Annotated in this window: 19 protein-coding genes; 10 read left to right on the top strand and 9 right to left on the bottom strand. The window is 36.5% G+C overall.

Features of this window, described 5'->3' with window-relative positions; all coding sequences use genetic code 11:
* Positions 1–203: 203 nt before the first annotated feature.
* The gene (locus AC3WTI_RS26185) at positions 204–917 is read right to left on the bottom strand and encodes a DNA alkylation repair protein (RefSeq protein WP_087959450.1); all 714 of its coding nucleotides are present in this window, start codon (positions 915–917) and stop codon (positions 204–206) included.
* Positions 918–1,035: 118 nt separating this feature from the next.
* Here AC3WTI_RS26185 and AC3WTI_RS26180 point away from each other — a divergent pair, with 118 nt between their 5' ends.
* Positions 1,036–1,503 (top strand): hypothetical protein, encoded by a 468-nt coding sequence (locus tag AC3WTI_RS26180; protein WP_000390064.1) that lies wholly within the window; start codon positions 1,036–1,038, stop codon positions 1,501–1,503.
* 90 nt (positions 1,504–1,593) lie between these two features.
* On the opposite strand, the gene AC3WTI_RS26175 is transcribed toward AC3WTI_RS26180, so the two are convergent.
* Positions 1,594–2,919, bottom strand: coding sequence for an ArsB/NhaD family transporter (locus tag AC3WTI_RS26175; RefSeq protein WP_142305886.1), 1,326 nt, complete (start codon positions 2,917–2,919; stop codon positions 1,594–1,596).
* Positions 2,920–3,208: 289 nt separating this feature from the next.
* Here AC3WTI_RS26175 and kapD point away from each other — a divergent pair, with 289 nt between their 5' ends.
* Positions 3,209–3,832, top strand: a complete 624-nt coding sequence (kapD, locus tag AC3WTI_RS26170) for a 3'-5' exonuclease KapD (protein WP_097841525.1) — start codon at positions 3,209–3,211, stop codon at positions 3,830–3,832.
* A 41-nt stretch (positions 3,833–3,873) separates the two neighbouring features.
* Here kapD and kapB read toward each other — a convergent pair whose 3' ends face one another.
* Positions 3,874–4,257, bottom strand: a complete 384-nt coding sequence (gene kapB / locus AC3WTI_RS26165; RefSeq protein WP_048528421.1) for a kinase-associated lipoprotein KapB — start codon at positions 4,255–4,257, stop codon at positions 3,874–3,876.
* A gap of 166 nt (positions 4,258–4,423) precedes the next feature.
* Between kapB and AC3WTI_RS26160 the strand changes: the two genes are divergently transcribed.
* The gene (locus tag AC3WTI_RS26160) at positions 4,424–4,600 is read left to right on the top strand and encodes a hypothetical protein (RefSeq protein ID WP_048528424.1); all 177 of its coding nucleotides are present in this window, start codon (positions 4,424–4,426) and stop codon (positions 4,598–4,600) included.
* A 68-nt stretch (positions 4,601–4,668) separates the two neighbouring features.
* Positions 4,669–5,208 (top strand): superoxide dismutase [Cu-Zn], encoded by a 540-nt coding sequence (gene sodC / locus AC3WTI_RS26155; RefSeq protein WP_097841526.1) that lies wholly within the window; start codon positions 4,669–4,671, stop codon positions 5,206–5,208.
* Between the two features lie 96 nt (positions 5,209–5,304).
* Here sodC and AC3WTI_RS26150 read toward each other — a convergent pair whose 3' ends face one another.
* Complete coding sequence (locus AC3WTI_RS26150) at positions 5,305–6,456, bottom strand: MalY/PatB family protein (RefSeq protein ID WP_097841527.1); 1,152 nt, start codon at positions 6,454–6,456, stop codon at positions 5,305–5,307.
* 117 nt (positions 6,457–6,573) lie between these two features.
* On the opposite strand from AC3WTI_RS26150, the gene AC3WTI_RS26145 reads away from it, so the two are divergent.
* The gene (locus AC3WTI_RS26145; protein ID WP_000537644.1) at positions 6,574–6,825 is read left to right on the top strand and encodes a YugE family protein; all 252 of its coding nucleotides are present in this window, start codon (positions 6,574–6,576) and stop codon (positions 6,823–6,825) included.
* A 29-nt stretch (positions 6,826–6,854) separates the two neighbouring features.
* Here AC3WTI_RS26145 and AC3WTI_RS26140 read toward each other — a convergent pair whose 3' ends face one another.
* Both AC3WTI_RS26140 and AC3WTI_RS26135 read right to left on the bottom strand, forming a co-directional pair.
* Complete coding sequence (locus tag AC3WTI_RS26140) at positions 6,855–7,694, bottom strand: alpha/beta fold hydrolase (RefSeq protein WP_087959455.1); 840 nt, start codon at positions 7,692–7,694, stop codon at positions 6,855–6,857.
* 109 nt (positions 7,695–7,803) lie between these two features.
* A complete protein-coding gene (locus AC3WTI_RS26135; protein WP_097841528.1) occupies positions 7,804–8,796 on the bottom strand; it encodes a 2-hydroxyacid dehydrogenase in 993 nt (330 codons plus the stop codon).
* Between the two features lie 118 nt (positions 8,797–8,914).
* Here AC3WTI_RS26135 and AC3WTI_RS26130 point away from each other — a divergent pair, with 118 nt between their 5' ends.
* From AC3WTI_RS26130 to yugI, 3 genes are all read left to right on the top strand, one after another.
* Positions 8,915–9,412 (top strand): Lrp/AsnC family transcriptional regulator, encoded by a 498-nt coding sequence (locus AC3WTI_RS26130; RefSeq protein WP_142305887.1) that lies wholly within the window; start codon positions 8,915–8,917, stop codon positions 9,410–9,412.
* Positions 9,409–10,599, top strand: a complete 1,191-nt coding sequence (locus tag AC3WTI_RS26125) for an aminotransferase (RefSeq protein ID WP_097841530.1) — start codon at positions 9,409–9,411, stop codon at positions 10,597–10,599. Before AC3WTI_RS26130 ends, AC3WTI_RS26125 begins: the two co-directional genes overlap by 4 nt.
* A gap of 253 nt (positions 10,600–10,852) precedes the next feature.
* On the top strand, positions 10,853–11,197 hold the full coding sequence (yugI, locus tag AC3WTI_RS26120; RefSeq protein ID WP_000003767.1) for a S1 domain-containing post-transcriptional regulator GSP13: 345 nt from the start codon (positions 10,853–10,855) through the stop codon (positions 11,195–11,197).
* A gap of 112 nt (positions 11,198–11,309) precedes the next feature.
* On the opposite strand, the gene AC3WTI_RS26115 is transcribed toward yugI, so the two are convergent.
* Positions 11,310–11,543: a DUF378 domain-containing protein gene (locus AC3WTI_RS26115; RefSeq protein ID WP_097841531.1), complete on the bottom strand. Its 234-nt coding sequence runs from the start codon at positions 11,541–11,543 to the stop codon at positions 11,310–11,312.
* A gap of 274 nt (positions 11,544–11,817) precedes the next feature.
* On the opposite strand from AC3WTI_RS26115, the gene AC3WTI_RS26110 reads away from it, so the two are divergent.
* Together AC3WTI_RS26110 and AC3WTI_RS26105 are read left to right on the top strand one after the other, a co-directional pair.
* Positions 11,818–13,170: a glucose-6-phosphate isomerase gene (locus tag AC3WTI_RS26110; RefSeq protein WP_048528447.1), complete on the top strand. Its 1,353-nt coding sequence runs from the start codon at positions 11,818–11,820 to the stop codon at positions 13,168–13,170.
* A gap of 108 nt (positions 13,171–13,278) precedes the next feature.
* Entirely contained in the window at positions 13,279–13,692 is a 414-nt protein-coding gene (locus AC3WTI_RS26105) for a YugN-like family protein (RefSeq protein ID WP_048528449.1), read from the top strand.
* On the opposite strand, the gene AC3WTI_RS26100 is transcribed toward AC3WTI_RS26105, so the two are convergent.
* Both AC3WTI_RS26100 and AC3WTI_RS26095 read right to left on the bottom strand, forming a co-directional pair.
* Positions 13,679–14,674 (bottom strand): potassium channel family protein, encoded by a 996-nt coding sequence (locus tag AC3WTI_RS26100; RefSeq protein WP_087959459.1) that lies wholly within the window; start codon positions 14,672–14,674, stop codon positions 13,679–13,681. The genes AC3WTI_RS26105 and AC3WTI_RS26100 overlap by 14 nt on opposite strands.
* Positions 14,675–14,768: 94 nt before the next feature.
* Complete coding sequence (locus AC3WTI_RS26095; RefSeq protein WP_048528454.1) at positions 14,769–15,449, bottom strand: MgtC/SapB family protein; 681 nt, start codon at positions 15,447–15,449, stop codon at positions 14,769–14,771.
* Positions 15,450–15,815 lie beyond the last annotated feature (366 nt).

Genomic DNA, 15,815 nt, shown 5'->3' with positions numbered 1-15,815 from the left:
CCACCCTAGTTGATACACAAAAGGTGCATCCACTTTATCACGTATTGCTCGAGACTGCCGTTTCCTTGCAACTTCAGGCTTTCACTATCCCTGAATCGCTTTTTGTGCAAGTACTTATAAGTCCGTCATCGCTACTTATATTAATAATAATGAACATATTCTAACACGTTCTTTTTTAAATCTCAATAGAGGAACGTGTCTATCTATGATAGAGTCTCGCCTATTTTTTCGTTATTTATTCCGTAATTTTGTTTAATGTGCTTAATTGCTTCACGTTTACTGAGCGGGGCAAGTTCGTTATTTTGCACGTATTCCCATACTACATCGGGCTTTGTTTTTGCATATTCGCGAAGGACCCAGCCAATCGCTTTTTGAATGAAAAATTCTTTTGAAGAATGTAGTTGTCCAATAATCCAGAAAAGAAGTTCTTCATCCATCCTTTGTTTATATTTTAGCTGGAACAAAATAGCGGCGCGTTGTAACCATATGTTATCTGATGCGATCCATTTTGGAATGTAGGCAGAAATTAATTCAGGATGTTTTAAAAAGATAGTACCTAAAAATGTAGGGACGATGCTATCAACAGTGTCCCACCAAGACTTTGTGACAATGAGTTCTTCTAAGAAGGGAATATGAGTTTCGTTTATATGCTTTTTATATTTTTGCATAATATCAAGTGCTGCTGCCTGAAATTCACGTTCTGGTAAATCCCAAAGCTCACGTATGATAACTTGGAAGTCTTTTGGATCTGGGAGAGTATGTATTTGAATAACGTCTTTTAACAACTGTCTTCTCTCTGGAGTTTGAATACCGAGAAACGGGAAGTGATTTTTCATATAACGTGCCATCGGTTCTGCTTTTTCAGGATTATTATGAGCTGTGAAATGCTCTTGTAATGCTTGTACAAATGGATGCATAAGCGCGTTCTCCTCTCTTATTATCTCGCTTCTATTATTATACAGAGAGTTTGGATAAATTTTAAAACATAACTTGTAAAGTAATGAAATATGTTGAGAGTAGAGAGGAGAGGATGAGATGGAAGATCAAGGCGTACTAGCGGGTTTCTTTGCTCTTAGTTTTGCGTTTATTCTTGTTGTATTGATTTGGGCAATTATTGCGTATTTATTAACAGCTTTTGCACTGTATACGATGGCGAAAAATGATGGTGCAACGGATGGTGCTCTTGCTTTTATTCCTTTTTTAAATAGTAAGATATGGGGGGATTTAGCAAAAGACAAATTACCAGATTTCTTAAAAGAAGAAGCAGGATGGAAAGTATTCGGCATATATGTCGCGTGTTTCATTTTTAACTTCGTACCAATTCTATATTTAATAGCAACAGCGGTATCGATTGTGCTGTCTATTTATCTTATCTACGCAATTTTAGATAGATACGGAACGAATTCTATATTGTTTACAATTATTCATACAATCACGTTTTCGGTTTTCTTACCGATCCACTTATTTATTATTCGGAATGAGCCAGTAAGATATAACGAGTAGATATATGCATGGAGCTGTTTCAAAGATATTTTGGAACAGCTTTTTGTTGACCAAGAAAAAAGGGCTGCCACATAGGACAGCCCTTTTTTACTACATAAGGTAGCGTAAATAAATATAAATATGAGAAATGATTAATGAAACGATCATAATTGGGAAGCCGACTTTAAGGAATTCCATGTAGCTAAATTTATGGCCCTCACGACTTGCGATACCTGCAACAATTACGTTAGCAGAAGCTCCGATTAATGTTCCGTTTCCACCTAGACAAGCACCTAATGCTAATGCCCACCATAATACGTCGATTTGTGCGTCAGAAGGTGATAATCCTAGCCCAACTGCCATATCGTTAATAAGTGGGATCATTGTAGCGACGAATGGAATGTTATCAATTGTTGCCGAGGCGATACCAGATACCCATAAAATAAGGATAGATGCGTAAGAAATATCTCCGCCCGTTATGCCAATTACTTTTTGAGCTAACATTTTGATAAGACCGATATCGATAAGTCCTCCAACGAGTACGAATAGTCCTGCGAAGAAGAAGATTGTTACCCATTCTACACTTGCGAATACCTCTTCAATTTCATGCTCTTTCACACCGATTAGCATAAGAACGGTAGCACCAGTTAAAGCGATGATAGCTGCATCAACATGGAAGATTGAATGAGTCATGAAACCTACAATTGTAAGTCCAAGTACTGTTAAAGATTTTTTCATTAATACTGGATCTTTAATGTATTGTTTTTCATCAAGGCTCATTAATTTTTTAATTTGTACAGGATCAGCAATTAATTGTTTACGGTACATGAAGTAAAGTATTGTTGCTGTCACACCAATAATAATAATTACGATAGGTGCTAAGTTGAATAAGAATGCATTGAAATCTAAATGCTTATTTGCAGAACCAATCATAATGTTAGGTGGATCACCAATTAATGTTGCTGTTCCTCCAATGTTTGAAAAAATAATTTCAGAAAGTAAATAAGGAACAGGATTTACTTGCAGTATGCGCGTAATAGATAAAGTAACTGGAACAACAAGAAGTACAGTTGTCACGTTATCTAAAAATGCGGAACCAAGCGCAGTAAGTAAGGAAAGTGAAATTAAAATTTTAATTGGATTTCCTTGTGCTCCTTTTGCTGCTTTAATGGCAACGTATTGGAAGACACCCGATTTACTCGTAATGTTCACCAAAATCATCATACCGATGAGTAGCGTAATCGTCCCCCATTCAATATGTTTCGTAAAGGCGTTGTGTAAATCAACGACCCCCATAATTACCATGAGTGCTGCGCCAAGAAGTGCGATGACAGCGCGATTAATTTTTTCAGAAATAATAATGGCATATGTAATTAAAAAGACTGCGATAGCAAAATAATACTGCCAGTTTGCGAGCTCTTGCGTTGTTTCGTGCAAAACTCTCATCTCCTTTCATTCACTTTTATTAGTGTGTCAAAAATTAACTAGATGAAACACACATAACGTCATTATAAATTAGAAAAATGTCGGATGTAAATGAAAGGGCTTATTTTGTTATATTTTCTGCAAAGGTCATTTTTTCGTATTTTTAAAAATATTTGTGGGCATTTGACATATATATAAGATACATCCAATCTGAATATTTAAAATGGAATTAGCATTCGAGCTTGTTCGTGTAGGAGTGTCAAATAGAAAGGAATGACAAAGATGATAAGGAAGGGATCGTATGGATGAACAACGATTTTTATTTTTGGATTTTGAGTTTACGATGCCCCAGCACAGAAAAAAACCAAAAGGATTTTTTCCAGAAATTATTGAGGTAGGACTCGTTTCGGTTGTTGGCTGTAAGGTAGAAGACACATATTCAGCTCATGTTAGGCCGAAAACTTTTCCTTCTTTAACGGATCGATGTAAGAAATTTTTAGGGATTAAACAAGAAGCTGTAGATAAAGGGATTTCGTTTCCAGAACTTGTTGAAAAACTTGCAGAATATGAAAAGAGATGTAAACCAACCATTGTTACGTGGGGAAATATGGATATGAAAGTGTTGAAGCATAATTGTGAAATGGCGGGAGTCGACTTTCCTTTCTTAGGACAGTGCCGTGATTTATCAATGGAGTATAAGAAGTTTTTTGGTGAGAGAAATCAAACAGGATTGTGGAAAGCAATTGAGGCGTATGGAAAAGTAGGAACAGGTAAGCATCATTGTGCGCTAGATGATGCGATGACGACGTATAATATTTTTAAATTAGTAGAAAAAGATAAAGAGTATTTAGTGAAACCAGCACCTCCAACATTAGGAGAACTCGTTGATTTTTCAAAAGTGTTAAAGAAAGTGAGTACACAGTAACGACCAAATTGCACAGTATGTAATTTGGTCGTTTTGTTTTTTTAAAGTTTGTAGTCTTTTTTTAACTGCTCTAATGTTTCTAGACTACGAACCGCAAAAGGTGAATCATCTTCAGAAAATGAATTCATTTGAGTTTCTAATGCTAATTTGAGTGACGCTGTATACTCCGGAATTTCTCCTTCATATTTCTTCACCATTTGCTCTGGAATATTCGTCTGTTCACGGAAAGCTAAAGCGCGTCTTTCATGGAAAAATGGTACGTCAGCTTGTTTTACGTTATGTAAGTCACCTTGCACTGGATGTTTTAAAACAGCTAATACTTTTACGACGTAACTGCCAGGACGGCTATTTGTAACTTCGCCGATGTATTTTCCAGTTTTATAAATACCAGTAACGATTTCGCCAATTTCAAATGTTTCTCTCATATTTTTCACCTCAAGTTTATAGTAAGGAAAGTAAGAGGAGGAGTCAAAGAAATCATTCGCTTTCGGAACGACCCCTTGAGAATATGAATCGGTTCAACTATAATTTAAACTAATATAACAGAAAATTCTGATGGTTTTTCGAATCCTATAATAGGGAGTGTTCCGTATGATGCCTTTATATTTTCCGGAAGATAAAACAGAATATATTATTCCAGGGATTGTTTGTGTTCTATTCATCATTGGTGCGGTTGCCACGTGGCGTATGTTCATTCGTGTATCAAAACGAGAAGCAGAGCAATTACAGAAAGTTGAAGAAAAACTGTTAGCTGAAAAGAAACAGTAACTCATTTTTGTATGTTTCCCTCTATGCTCGGACAATCTAAGGGCAGAATGTATTTTGGAGGGAATAAAATGAAAAAACGGCTTTTTTTCAGTTGTTGTTTATTATTTCTGATGGCTGGTTGTGACCAAGGAAAGCCGAAAGAAATTGACGTGAAATTACATAATGCTTCAGGCGATGAAGTGGGGGCTGCGAAAATAGTGCAGCAAACAAGCGGAGTGAAAATTACGATTAAAGGGGAAGGTTTTCCACCTGGCCCGCACGGACTACATGTACATGAAATTGGAGAGTGTAAAGCACCACGTTTTGAATCATCTGGGAATCATTTTAATCCTGATAATAAAAAGCATGGACTCCTTAATCCGAAGGGGGCAGAAAACGGTGATTTACCGAACGTAATCGCAGACGGTTCAGGAAAGATTAAAGCAGAAATCGATGCGCCGCACATAACGCTTGAAGAAGGAAAAACGACAATTCATAGAAAGGATGGAGCTTCTATTATTATTACAGAAAACGCTGATGATGGGATGACACAACCGACAGGTAAATCAGGTGATCGAATTGCTTGTGGTGTTATTGTAAAAAAAGCATCGGATATGAAGAAAAAGTAAAAGCTACCGTGCGCGGTAGCTTTTTTGTTAAACGCCGATAGTTGCAATTATAAAGAAAAGGAGGTTGTCCTAAAAATGGGACAACTTCCTTTTCTATTATGAAAACGTATGGCGCAGTCTATTTAAAATTTCTTCTAAAACAGATCTTGGACAGCCGATGTTAATTCTAATATGTTCTTCGCCGCCTAATCCGTATTTTTCACCGGGCTCAACGATGATTTTTCCTTTTTCCTCAAGTAATGTAGTGCGTTCATTTTGAGAAAGTTGTAGGCGAGAGCAATCAATCCACAATAAAAAACTACCTTCTGGTTTCGTTACAGAAAGGGCAGGTATGTGATCATTAATATATTTACAAGCGAATTGAGCGTTATCTTCTATATATAATCGGATTTCATTTAACCAATCGTTGCATTCTGTATAGGCACTTTGCATCGCTGTATAGGCAAATGTATTTAATCCGTGGAAACCTTGTCTATATTGGATAGATGTAAAGGCTTGACGGAGTTTTTCGTTTGGAATGATAATAATCGACGCTTGTAATCCAGCGATATTAAATGTTTTACTCGGAGCCATACAAGTAATCGTACGTGCTGCTAATTCTTCTGATAGAGAAGCAAATGGTGTATGAGTACGATCTCCGTAAATAATATCGGAATGAATTTCATCCGCGACAACAATTACATTATATTTCGTACATAGCGCGCCAAGTTGTGTGAGTTCCTCTTTTGACCAAACGCGTCCGATTGGGTTATGAGGACTACAAAGAAGCATAAGTTTGACGCCTTGTTGGAATTGCTTTTCTAAATGCTCGAAGTCTATTGCATATGTATCATTTTGTTTCTGTAATGGACTCACGCATAATTGTCTATTGTTTGTTGTGACCATTTCGAAAAATGGAGGATAAATAGGTGGTTGTACGAGAACGGATTCATTTTCCTTTGTGAAGGCCTGTATGCTCGTACTAAGAGCTGGAACGATTCCGGCGCTAAAGACAATCCATTCTTTTTGAATATCCCATTTGTACTGTTTTTTTGTCCAGTTACAAATAATATCTCTAATATTTTCGGGAGGAAGTGTATAGCCGAAAATAGGATGCTCGATACGTTTCTTTAAAGCAGTTTGAATAGGTTGTGGTACTTCAAAATCCATATCAGCAATCCAAGCATGGATAAGTTCTTCGTTTTTATACGTATCCCATTTTGTACTATGAGTTCCACGTCGATTGACTGTTTTATGAAATAGTTGCATAAGTTTGCCCCCTTCTTCTGTAAAACCGTTAAGTTATGAAAGTACTCTCTCTTCTTATAGAATAGCTGATGTGATAGGATAAAGAAAAGTATTAAAAAGTGAAAAGGCGGGAAGCGAATGGGTACATATGAAAAGATGATAGAGGTTGTGAAGAATTGGGATCCGTTTCAAATGGGACCGGAGTTTTATGAAACAGAAGCGAGCGATGTTGTGAACGTCGTAAGTGTGTTTGACGATTCAAAATACATCGCAAAGAAGATTCAACATATATACTTTATGTCTTTTGAGGAAGTACCTGCGCTTGAAAAATGCGAAAAGTTAGCTGTGGAATTACTTGTAATAAAAGAAGGCGGAAGTTGTTCATTGTAGGCTGTCGGAATTTCCGACAGCCTTTATAATTATTGCGCAGAAAAAGCGATGATTTCTTCATAAACATGTTCAGGTTTTTCTTCAGGTAGTAAATGCCCTGTGTTTTCGTAAGAAATAAATTTCGAATTCGGTAAATCTTTGTGTAGACGATGACCTACATCTACTGGGACGACGCGATCTTTTTCACCCCAAATGAGTAGTGTAGGTGTTTCGATTTTTTGTAATTCAGTTGAAGATAAGTCACCTTCACGATCTCGTATCATACGAGTCAATGCGGGGAAGATACGGTTGTCATAAAAAGGAGCGGAGTAACCTTCCTTCATCTCATCATCAATTAATGAGTGATCATGAACGACATTCATTAAGTTATGAACGATGCCGCGCCTTATAATCCAGTTCTTTACGTATAAATGAAAGAACGGTAAATAAGAAGAATACAGTAAAGGTAAAGCTGCGCGTGCTAAATAGCTAGAGCTGCATAGTAAAATTGTCTTTGAGATTAATTCAGGGCGTATACGGTTTACATAAAGAGAAATTTGGCCTCCCATAGAATGTCCAACTAATACAATATTTGAGAGAGATAAGTGTTCAATTAAATCGATAATAACCGTTGCTAAATTGTGATAAGAATATTTAAATAGATGCGACTTATCACTTTTTCCGAACGGTGGTAAATCAAGAGCAATTACTGTTCCTTCCCTCGATAGTAAGGGGATAAGACGGCGATAACTGAATGAAGAAGATAAAAAGCCGTGAACGAGTACGAAAGTAGGACGTTCTGTTTTATTGTCATGTTCATACAGTTCGTAATGAATAGTAGTGCCGCGAGTGGAAAAAGTGAAATAAGGACAAGTATATTCGTGATTCATTTTTTGTCACTCCATTGATTTTTGTTCATATCATCTCCAAGGCAGAAAAAAATATGTTAACAAAAAAAGGCAAGATGACGACGTCATCTTGCCTTTCACTTATTCATTATTATCCGCGAACAATATTAGGCGGTGTTTTTCCTTGTAACCCTGCAACTAAATTTTCAGCAGCTGTCATAGCCATTTGCTGCCTCGTTTTTAATGTTGCAGATCCGATGTGTGGTAAAGTAACGACATTTTGTAAGGATAAGAGCGGATTGTCTTTTTGAATCGGCTCTTGTGTAAAAGTATCGATGCCTGCTGCAAAGATTTTCTTTTCTGTTAAGGCATGAATTAACGCTTCTTCATCGACTGTTTTCCCGCGAGAGGCATTAATGAAGATTGCTGTTTCTTTCATTAATGAAAATTCTTTTTCTCCGATAAGCTGATACGTTTCATCTGTTAAGGGAGTAAGAAGAATAATAAAGTCAGATTGCTTTAGTAGCGTCTGTAAATCACAATATGTAGCATCGAATTTTTGCTCCGCTTCTTCTTTACGGCGACGGTTATAATAAAGAACATCCATATCAAATCCGAATTTTGCTCGTTTTGCAACGGCTTCTCCAATTCGGCCCATGCCGATAATGCCAATTGTACTATGGTGCACATCCAGACCGAAGTGCTCTTTTCCAATTTCGGCATTCCATTGACCATTTTTTACGTAGGAGTCAAGTTCGCAAACACGGCGACCGGCAGATAGCATAAGAGCAAAAACAAGGTCAGCTACTGTATCATCTAATACGTATGGTGTATTCGTTCCGATGACATTGTGCTTTTCCATCGCTTGTAAATTAAAATTATCGTAACCGACAGAAATGTTGCTCACTACTTTTAAGTTAGGAGCTGCCTCTAATAATTCTTCATTAATAGCAGATCCAAAATTTAATAAACCATCTTTATCTTGTATTTTCTCTAATAGGACATCACGAGGTACCTTCTCATTTTTCTCCCATTTTTCATAATCACAGTGTTCTGATAAATATTTTTCTACAAATGTTGGAACTGGCTCGGCAATATAAACTTTTGGTTTCACGGTTCCATCCCCTTTCGCTTTATCACGCATTTTTTTGCTGATTAAAGTTTCATTTTATTTTGACATAATTCACAAAAAAAATCTTCTTTTCAAACTGGAAAGGGTATTTGTATAATTTAGACACAAACGAAAAGGAAGGATGATTTATATGGTGACAGAAAAGGAATTAGAATTATTAGCTTGTCTTGAAAAAAGTAGTCGATTAACTGTAGATATATTAGCGAAGCTGTTAAATATAGAAGTAGAAGAAATAAAGAAAATGGTTGAAAAATTAGAAGCGGAAAAGATTATCGTGGATTATGTGACACATATCGATTGGACGAAGGTGAAAGAACATACAGGTTTAACGGCGATGATCGATGTGAAAGTTACGCCAAAGCACGGCGTTGGGTTTGATGCGGTTGCTGAACAAATTTATCGCTATTCAGAAGTAAAGTCTGTGTATTTAATGTCAGGGACATATGATCTTTCTATTACATTAGAAGGAAAGACAATGGGAGAAGTCGCGATGTTTGTTTCTGAGAAATTAGCAACAATTGAATCTGTCGTTTCTACAACAACGCATTTCATTTTGAAGAAGTATAAGCACGAGGGAATTATTTATGAAAAAAACGATGATGATAAGCGGATTGTGGTGACACCATGAAGCAATTTGAACTATCTAGAGCAGCAGAATCGTTACAACCATCTGGTATTCGAAAGTTTTTCGATTTAGCAGCAAATATGAAAGGTGTTATTTCTCTTGGAGTAGGAGAGCCAGACTTCGTTACACCTTGGAATGTGAGGCAAGCGTGTATCCGTTCTTTAGAACAAGGATATACGTCATATACAGCAAATGCAGGATTATTGGAGCTCCGTCAAGAAATAGCAAAGTATCTAAAAAAACAATTTGCAGTATCTTATGATCCAAATGATGAAATCATTGTTACAGTTGGAGCGAGTCAGGCGTTAGATGTAGCGATGCGTGCCATTATAAATCCTGATGATGAAGTACTCATTATTGAACCGAGTTTCGTTTCTTATGCACCGCTTGTAATATTAGCTGGAGGAGTTCCGGTTCCTGTGGCGACTACTTTGGAAAATGAGTTTAAAGTACAACCGGAACAAATTGAAGCAGCTATTACAGCGAAAACAAAGGCAATTTTGCTTTGTTCACCAAATAATCCAACAGGTGCAATGTTGAATAAATCCGAGCTTGAAGAAATAGCAGTGATTGTTGAAAAGTACAATTTAATCGTATTATCTGATGAAATTTATGCAGAGCTTGTATACGACGAAGTATATACAAGTTTCGCGAGTATTAAAAATATGCGCGAGCATACGATTTTAATTTCAGGATTTTCAAAAGGATTTGCTATGACAGGATGGCGCCTTGGTATGATTGCAGCTCCTGTCCATTTTTCGGAATTAATGCTCAAAATTCACCAGTATTCCATGATGTGTGCACCGACGATGTCTCAGTTCGCAGCGCTTGAAGCGTTACGCGCGGGGAATGAGGAAGTAATTCGGATGAGAGATAGTTATAAGAAACGACGTAATTTTATGACGACATCTTTCAATGAAATGGGATTAACATGTCATGTGCCTGGCGGAGCATTTTATGTCTTTCCTTCTATTTCTTCAACTGGACTATCTTCGGCGGAATTTGCAGAACAGTTATTATTAGAAGAAAAAGTGGCTGTTGTACCTGGAAGTGTATTTGGCGAAAGTGGTGAAGGATTTATTCGTTGTTCGTATGCAACATCGCTTGAACAGCTGATGGAAGCAATGAAGAGAATGGAACGGTTTATGGAGAATAAAAAAAGGACAAAACAGAATACGTTTTGTCCATAAAAGGGGGGGAATACTAGAAAGCCATGTGTTAGTATTCTATCCTAATATTGGAGAATTATACTTACTTAAGGAAATTTTTTCATGAATTTTGAATGAGTTCTGTCATAGTGGTATAATTTACTAATATAAGGTATGCGTATCCTGAGTCGCTTTACTTAGGGTACGTATTAACTAATCGGATATTTAACAATAAATCATCTGCTTTGCTAACTACAATTGTAGAGAAAATGGTAAACGTATGGGAGTGTTTCATATGTCAGAACAATATACAACAGGAGTGGTTGTAACAGGGAAAGTGACTGGGATTCAAGATTACGGTGCATTTGTAGCGTTAGATGCAGAAACACAAGGACTTGTGCATATATCTGAAATTACAAATGGATATGTAAAGGATATTCATGACTTTTTAAAAGTCGGCGATACAGTAGAAGTAAAGGTACTTTCAATTGATGAAGAACACAGAAAAATGAGTTTATCGTTAAAAGCGGCGAAAAGAAAACAAGGACGGATTCTTATACCGAATCCATCTAAGGACGGATTTAATACGCTGCGAGAAAAGCTAACAGAATGGATTGAAGAGTCCGAGTTAACAAAGTAAAAGAGGAGCGCATATGAGCGTTCCTCTTTTACTTTGTCTTATGATATATATTTGCAAATATGATTGCATGCAATCATATTCGTATGTCGGAGGTGAAGTAGAGACATACTGACTAGCGAATTTCGTTCGTTTCTGGGTGAGTGCCAAGATTTTCTGATGGCTTAAAGAGTAAACCAAGATTGATAAGCCCAGAAATACCAACGATGCCGTAAATAATACGTGCAAGAGCTGAGTTTTGTCCACCGAAAATGGTTGCCACTAAGTCAAACTGGAAGAACCCGATTAGTCCCCAGTTCACAGCGCCAATTACAGTAAAGACTAATGCGATACGTTGTAGTGTACTCATGAAAAAGCCCCCCTTAATTGTGAAGCATGAGCAAGCGATGAGTTAATTAACTCTTTTATAGAATGGTGTAGTTATGTTGTTTTTATACATAAAAAATATAAGAAAAAGGATGTATATACATCTATACCGAAAAATGCGAATTTTTATGCAAAAAATGAACTTTTTCTAAAAAATATATATTGGTTACGTTTACAATTGTTGAATCGCTTGATTTACAACTTCAGTTTCGCTAAAGTGAATACAGAAATACATATACATTATTGGAGGGAAAAAGATGAGTACACATGTAACGTTCGACTATTCTAAAGCGTTATCCTTCATCGGTGAACACGAAATCACTTATTTACGTGATGCAGTGAAAGTAACACATCATGCAATCCACGAAAAAACTGGAGCTGGGAACGATTTCCTTGGGTGGGTAGACCTTCCGCTTCAATATGACAAAGAAGAATTTGCTCGCATTCAAAAATGCGCAGAAAAAATTAAAACTGACTCTGACATTTTACTTGTTGTAGGTATTGGTGGTTCTTACTTAGGAGCACGTGCAGCAATCGAAATGTTAAACCATTCTTTCTACAACACACTTTCTAAAGAACAACGTAAAACTCCACAAGTGCTATTTGTTGGACAAAACATTAGCTCCACTTATATGAAAGATTTAATGGACGTATTAGAAGGTAAAGACTTCTCTATTAACGTTATTTCAAAATCAGGTACAACTACAGAGCCTGCACTAGCATTCCGTATTTTCCGTAAGTTATTAGAAGAGAAATATGGAAAAGAAGAGGCTCGCAAACGTATTTATGCAACGACAGATAAAGCACGTGGTGCATTAAAAACATTAGCTGATAACGAAGGTTACGAAACATTCGTTATTCCAGATGATGTTGGAGGACGTTTCTCTGTATTAACGCCAGTTGGTTTATTACCAATCGCAGTTAGTGGCTTAAATATTGAAGAAATGATGAAAGGTGCAGCTGCTGGTCATGGTGACTTCAGTGCATCAGAACTAGAAGAAAACCCAGCTTACCAATATGCGGTAGTTCGTAATGCGTTATACAATAAAGGAAAAACAATTGAAATGCTTGTTAACTATGAGCCAGCACTTCAATACTTCGCTGAATGGTGGAAACAGTTATTTGGTGAAAGTGAAGGAAAAGATCAAAAAGGTATTTTCCCATCTTCAGCTAACTTCTCAACTGACTTACACTCATTAGGTCAATATGTTCAAGAAGGTCGTCGCGACTTATTTGAAACAGTTCTGAAAGTAGGTAAATCTACACATGAACTAACAATCGAATCAGAAGAAAACGATTTAGATGGATTAAACTACCTTGCTGGTGAAACTGTAGACTTCGTAAACACAAAAGCATACGAAGGTACATTACTTGCACATAGCGATGGTGGAGTACCGAACTTAATCGTAAATATCCCTGAATTAAATGAGTACACATTCGGTTACCTTGTATACTTCTTCGAAAAAGCATGTGCGATGAGCGGCTACTTATTAGGCGTAAATCCATTTGATCAGCCAGGAGTAGAAGCATACAAGAAAAACATGTTTGCTTTACTTGGTAAACCAGGATTTGAAGAGTTAAAAGCAGAATTAGAAGAGCGTTTAAAATAATAAAAAAGCGACCGGATTCCGGTCGCTTTTTTATTATTTTATCGAAAGTCCATCAGTATATTCAAACTAGAGTGGGTATGCTAAAGAAAAAGGCTAGGAGGGATGGGCTTGATTCCAATTCAATCAAATTTAGAAGGACGTACATATGCGTTATATAAGTTAGAAGAGATAATGAAGCCACTTGGATATAGCATTGGTGGCAATTGGGATTATGATAAAGGATGCTTTGATTATAAAATCGATGAAGAAGATGGCTATCAATTTCTGCGAGTGCCATTTACAGCAGTAGATGGAGAGCTAGATGTACCTGGTGTAATCGTTCGTCTTGGAACGCCGTATATTCTTTCGCACGTATATCAAGACGAACTAGATGATCATGTAAATACTCTAGCAGCCGGAACGAGCGGAATGGATCAATTTGCTGAGCCGAAAGATCCAGATGGAGAAGTGAAAAGAAAATATATCAATATTGGGAAAGTGCTCATGCAGGAACTAGAAAAACATTTTCTTAATGGTGAATAACGATGAGTATGTCGCTTTCAATGAGAACAAAGGAATGGACGGGATTGATCATATATTGTTCGTCGCGCTTTATACCTAGTAAGAGAATGTTTTGTTTTAAAAGGGTATAGCTACAATTTGCAAAAGTTTGTCCGGTGCAAGACGGAGGAAGCTCCATTAGTTGTAACTTATTATCAGAGATTTCATCGTAAAGTGAGAATAGTACGCCTGAAATGGAAGGAAATAAAAGAGAAGCGGTAAATACATAGCTCGTTAATTTATTTCCTTCTATAATTTCTGATGCACCAGCTCTCGTTGCATTTTGTATTTGTTCAGAAGTAAGAAGTTCAGCGATGCAGTGAATGTTTTGGTTGAGCCCTTTTGCAGTTAAGATGTTTAAAATGGACTGTGTATCTGCTAAGCTTTCATTTTTTTCTTTATCAGCTGTTATTAATATAGTGTGAGCTGTTGTAATATTAGCTTTTAATAAAGTTTGATCGTGATGGGGGCAACCCTTTATAAACTCTAAATGATGAAATGGTTTTGGAAGTAAAGAAAGTGTTTCATCAATTAAAACGATATCAAGGTTCGGTTGTAAAACGTGCATTTGTTTTACAACGTGTTTTGCCCGTTCATTCCAGCCAACAATAATCATATGACCATTAGAAGTTGCAGCTTCTTCTCCTTTAACCTTCATATATTGTTTATTAATCATATCAGTAGCGAACAACACCATATAATAAGAACAAAATCCGGTTCCAAATAAAATAATACCCATACCGATAAGTTTACCCATCGTTGTATGCGGGGCAAAGTCACCGTAGCCAACGGTGAAAATTGTAACGATTGACCACCAAACTCCATCAAACCATGTAGTGAAGTGCGATGGTTCTAATCTATGTATAAGAAAGCCGGAAAAAGCAGTAAGTACAACAATAAAGAAAATTAAACGAAAAATAATGGAATCACGAAATGTATCTACTAAATTCGGACGGGATTTCAAACTCTTATTCCTCCTTACTTTGCAGGGCTACATTCATTGTTACCATTATAGAAAAAAGAAAAACTCTCTAATTTAAAAGAGAGTTTGTTTTACGTTACATACTTTCCACTTCAGTTTGTTGAACACTTTCAAGATGCTGGAGGGCGTAGTATACATCAGCGGTATGTCTTTTTTGATCGATACATAATTTTAAATGTAAATAGTGTGAGCCATTTTCTAATGTTTTTAGCTTCATGTTCTTAACTTTTATATCCATTTCTTTTATTTCTTCAATTACAATTGGGATATTGTCCATATTTCGCACAACAAGTTTTACTGCGATATCACGTTGGCGAAATGATCTTGGCCCTATAAACTTCATTGTTAATGGTATAAGTTCAACACTAATCATAAGGAAACACATCCCGAAAATTGCTTCTATATAGAATCCGGCCCCAACAGCAATACCGATACCAGAAGCACCCCAAATCATAGCGGCAGTCGTTAACCCTGCAATACTATCATTTCCTCTACGTAAAATAACACCGGCCCCTAAAAAACCGATTCCTGATACAATTTGAGCAGCAAGTCGAAGAGGATCCATATTCATATGATCAGTATGTGGTAAATTGTAAGCTGCTTTAATAGAAACAATCGTTAGGAGGCAACTAATAATAGAAATCACTAAACAAGTTTTTAAACCAAGTGGTTTACGTTTTAATTCGCGCTCTAAACCGATGGCGAATCCTAAAATAGCTGAGAGACCTAGTTTGATTAATAAATCGGTATAGTCCATATGTATTCCTCCTTGTATGATATGGTATATGAATAAAACATTTATTATAGAAAGAAATGTTTTTGGGTAGAGTGACTTTATATAGAATATATGTAGGAATCTCGTAGAAATGAAAGAGATATTTCGTTTAAGTATATGATATTAAAAAAGAAATGTAGTTAATTTAAAAAAAGTTTTCAAAAGGTGTTGCATTTCGTTTTTCACCATGATATATTAATAACCGTCGCTGATGCGGAAACGCAAAAAACGACAAAAAAGAAATTGAAAATCTTAGTTGACATCGAAAAAAGAAGATGTTAACATAAGGAAGTCGCAAATGAGCGACCAAGTAGTTCTTTGAAAACTGAACGAAACAAACAACGTGAA

The organism is Bacillus sp. EB106-02-03-XG38 (assembly GCF_058792175.1).
This window is presented reverse-complemented; position numbering and strand designations above follow the sequence as displayed.

Excerpts from the sequence above, each read along its gene's own strand:
- AC3WTI_RS26180 (WP_000390064.1), top strand. The coding sequence starts at position 1,036 with ATGGAAGATCAAGGCGTACTAGCGGGTTTCTTTGCTCTTAGTTTTGCG.
- AC3WTI_RS26110 (WP_048528447.1), top strand. The coding sequence starts at position 11,818 with ATGAGTACACATGTAACGTTCGACTATTCTAAAGCGTTATCCTTCATC.
- AC3WTI_RS26095 (WP_048528454.1), bottom strand. The coding sequence starts at position 15,449 with ATGGACTATACCGATTTATTAATCAAACTAGGTCTCTCAGCTATTTTA.
- yugI (WP_000003767.1), top strand. The coding sequence starts at position 10,853 with ATGTCAGAACAATATACAACAGGAGTGGTTGTAACAGGGAAAGTGACT.
- AC3WTI_RS26145 (WP_000537644.1), top strand. The coding sequence starts at position 6,574 with ATGGGTACATATGAAAAGATGATAGAGGTTGTGAAGAATTGGGATCCG.
- sodC (WP_097841526.1), top strand. The coding sequence starts at position 4,669 with ATGAAAAAACGGCTTTTTTTCAGTTGTTGTTTATTATTTCTGATGGCT.
- AC3WTI_RS26135 (WP_097841528.1), bottom strand. The coding sequence starts at position 8,796 with ATGCGTGATAAAGCGAAAGGGGATGGAACCGTGAAACCAAAAGTTTAT.
- AC3WTI_RS26140 (WP_087959455.1), bottom strand. The coding sequence starts at position 7,694 with ATGAATCACGAATATACTTGTCCTTATTTCACTTTTTCCACTCGCGGC.
- kapD (WP_097841525.1), top strand. The coding sequence starts at position 3,209 with ATGGATGAACAACGATTTTTATTTTTGGATTTTGAGTTTACGATGCCC.
- AC3WTI_RS26125 (WP_097841530.1), top strand. The coding sequence starts at position 9,409 with ATGAAGCAATTTGAACTATCTAGAGCAGCAGAATCGTTACAACCATCT.
- AC3WTI_RS26115 (WP_097841531.1), bottom strand. The coding sequence starts at position 11,543 with ATGAGTACACTACAACGTATCGCATTAGTCTTTACTGTAATTGGCGCT.
- AC3WTI_RS26160 (WP_048528424.1), top strand. The coding sequence starts at position 4,424 with ATGATGCCTTTATATTTTCCGGAAGATAAAACAGAATATATTATTCCA.
- AC3WTI_RS26130 (WP_142305887.1), top strand. The coding sequence starts at position 8,915 with ATGGTGACAGAAAAGGAATTAGAATTATTAGCTTGTCTTGAAAAAAGT.
- kapB (WP_048528421.1), bottom strand. The coding sequence starts at position 4,257 with ATGAGAGAAACATTTGAAATTGGCGAAATCGTTACTGGTATTTATAAA.
- AC3WTI_RS26150 (WP_097841527.1), bottom strand. The coding sequence starts at position 6,456 with ATGCAACTATTTCATAAAACAGTCAATCGACGTGGAACTCATAGTACA.
- AC3WTI_RS26185 (WP_087959450.1), bottom strand. The coding sequence starts at position 917 with ATGCATCCATTTGTACAAGCATTACAAGAGCATTTCACAGCTCATAAT.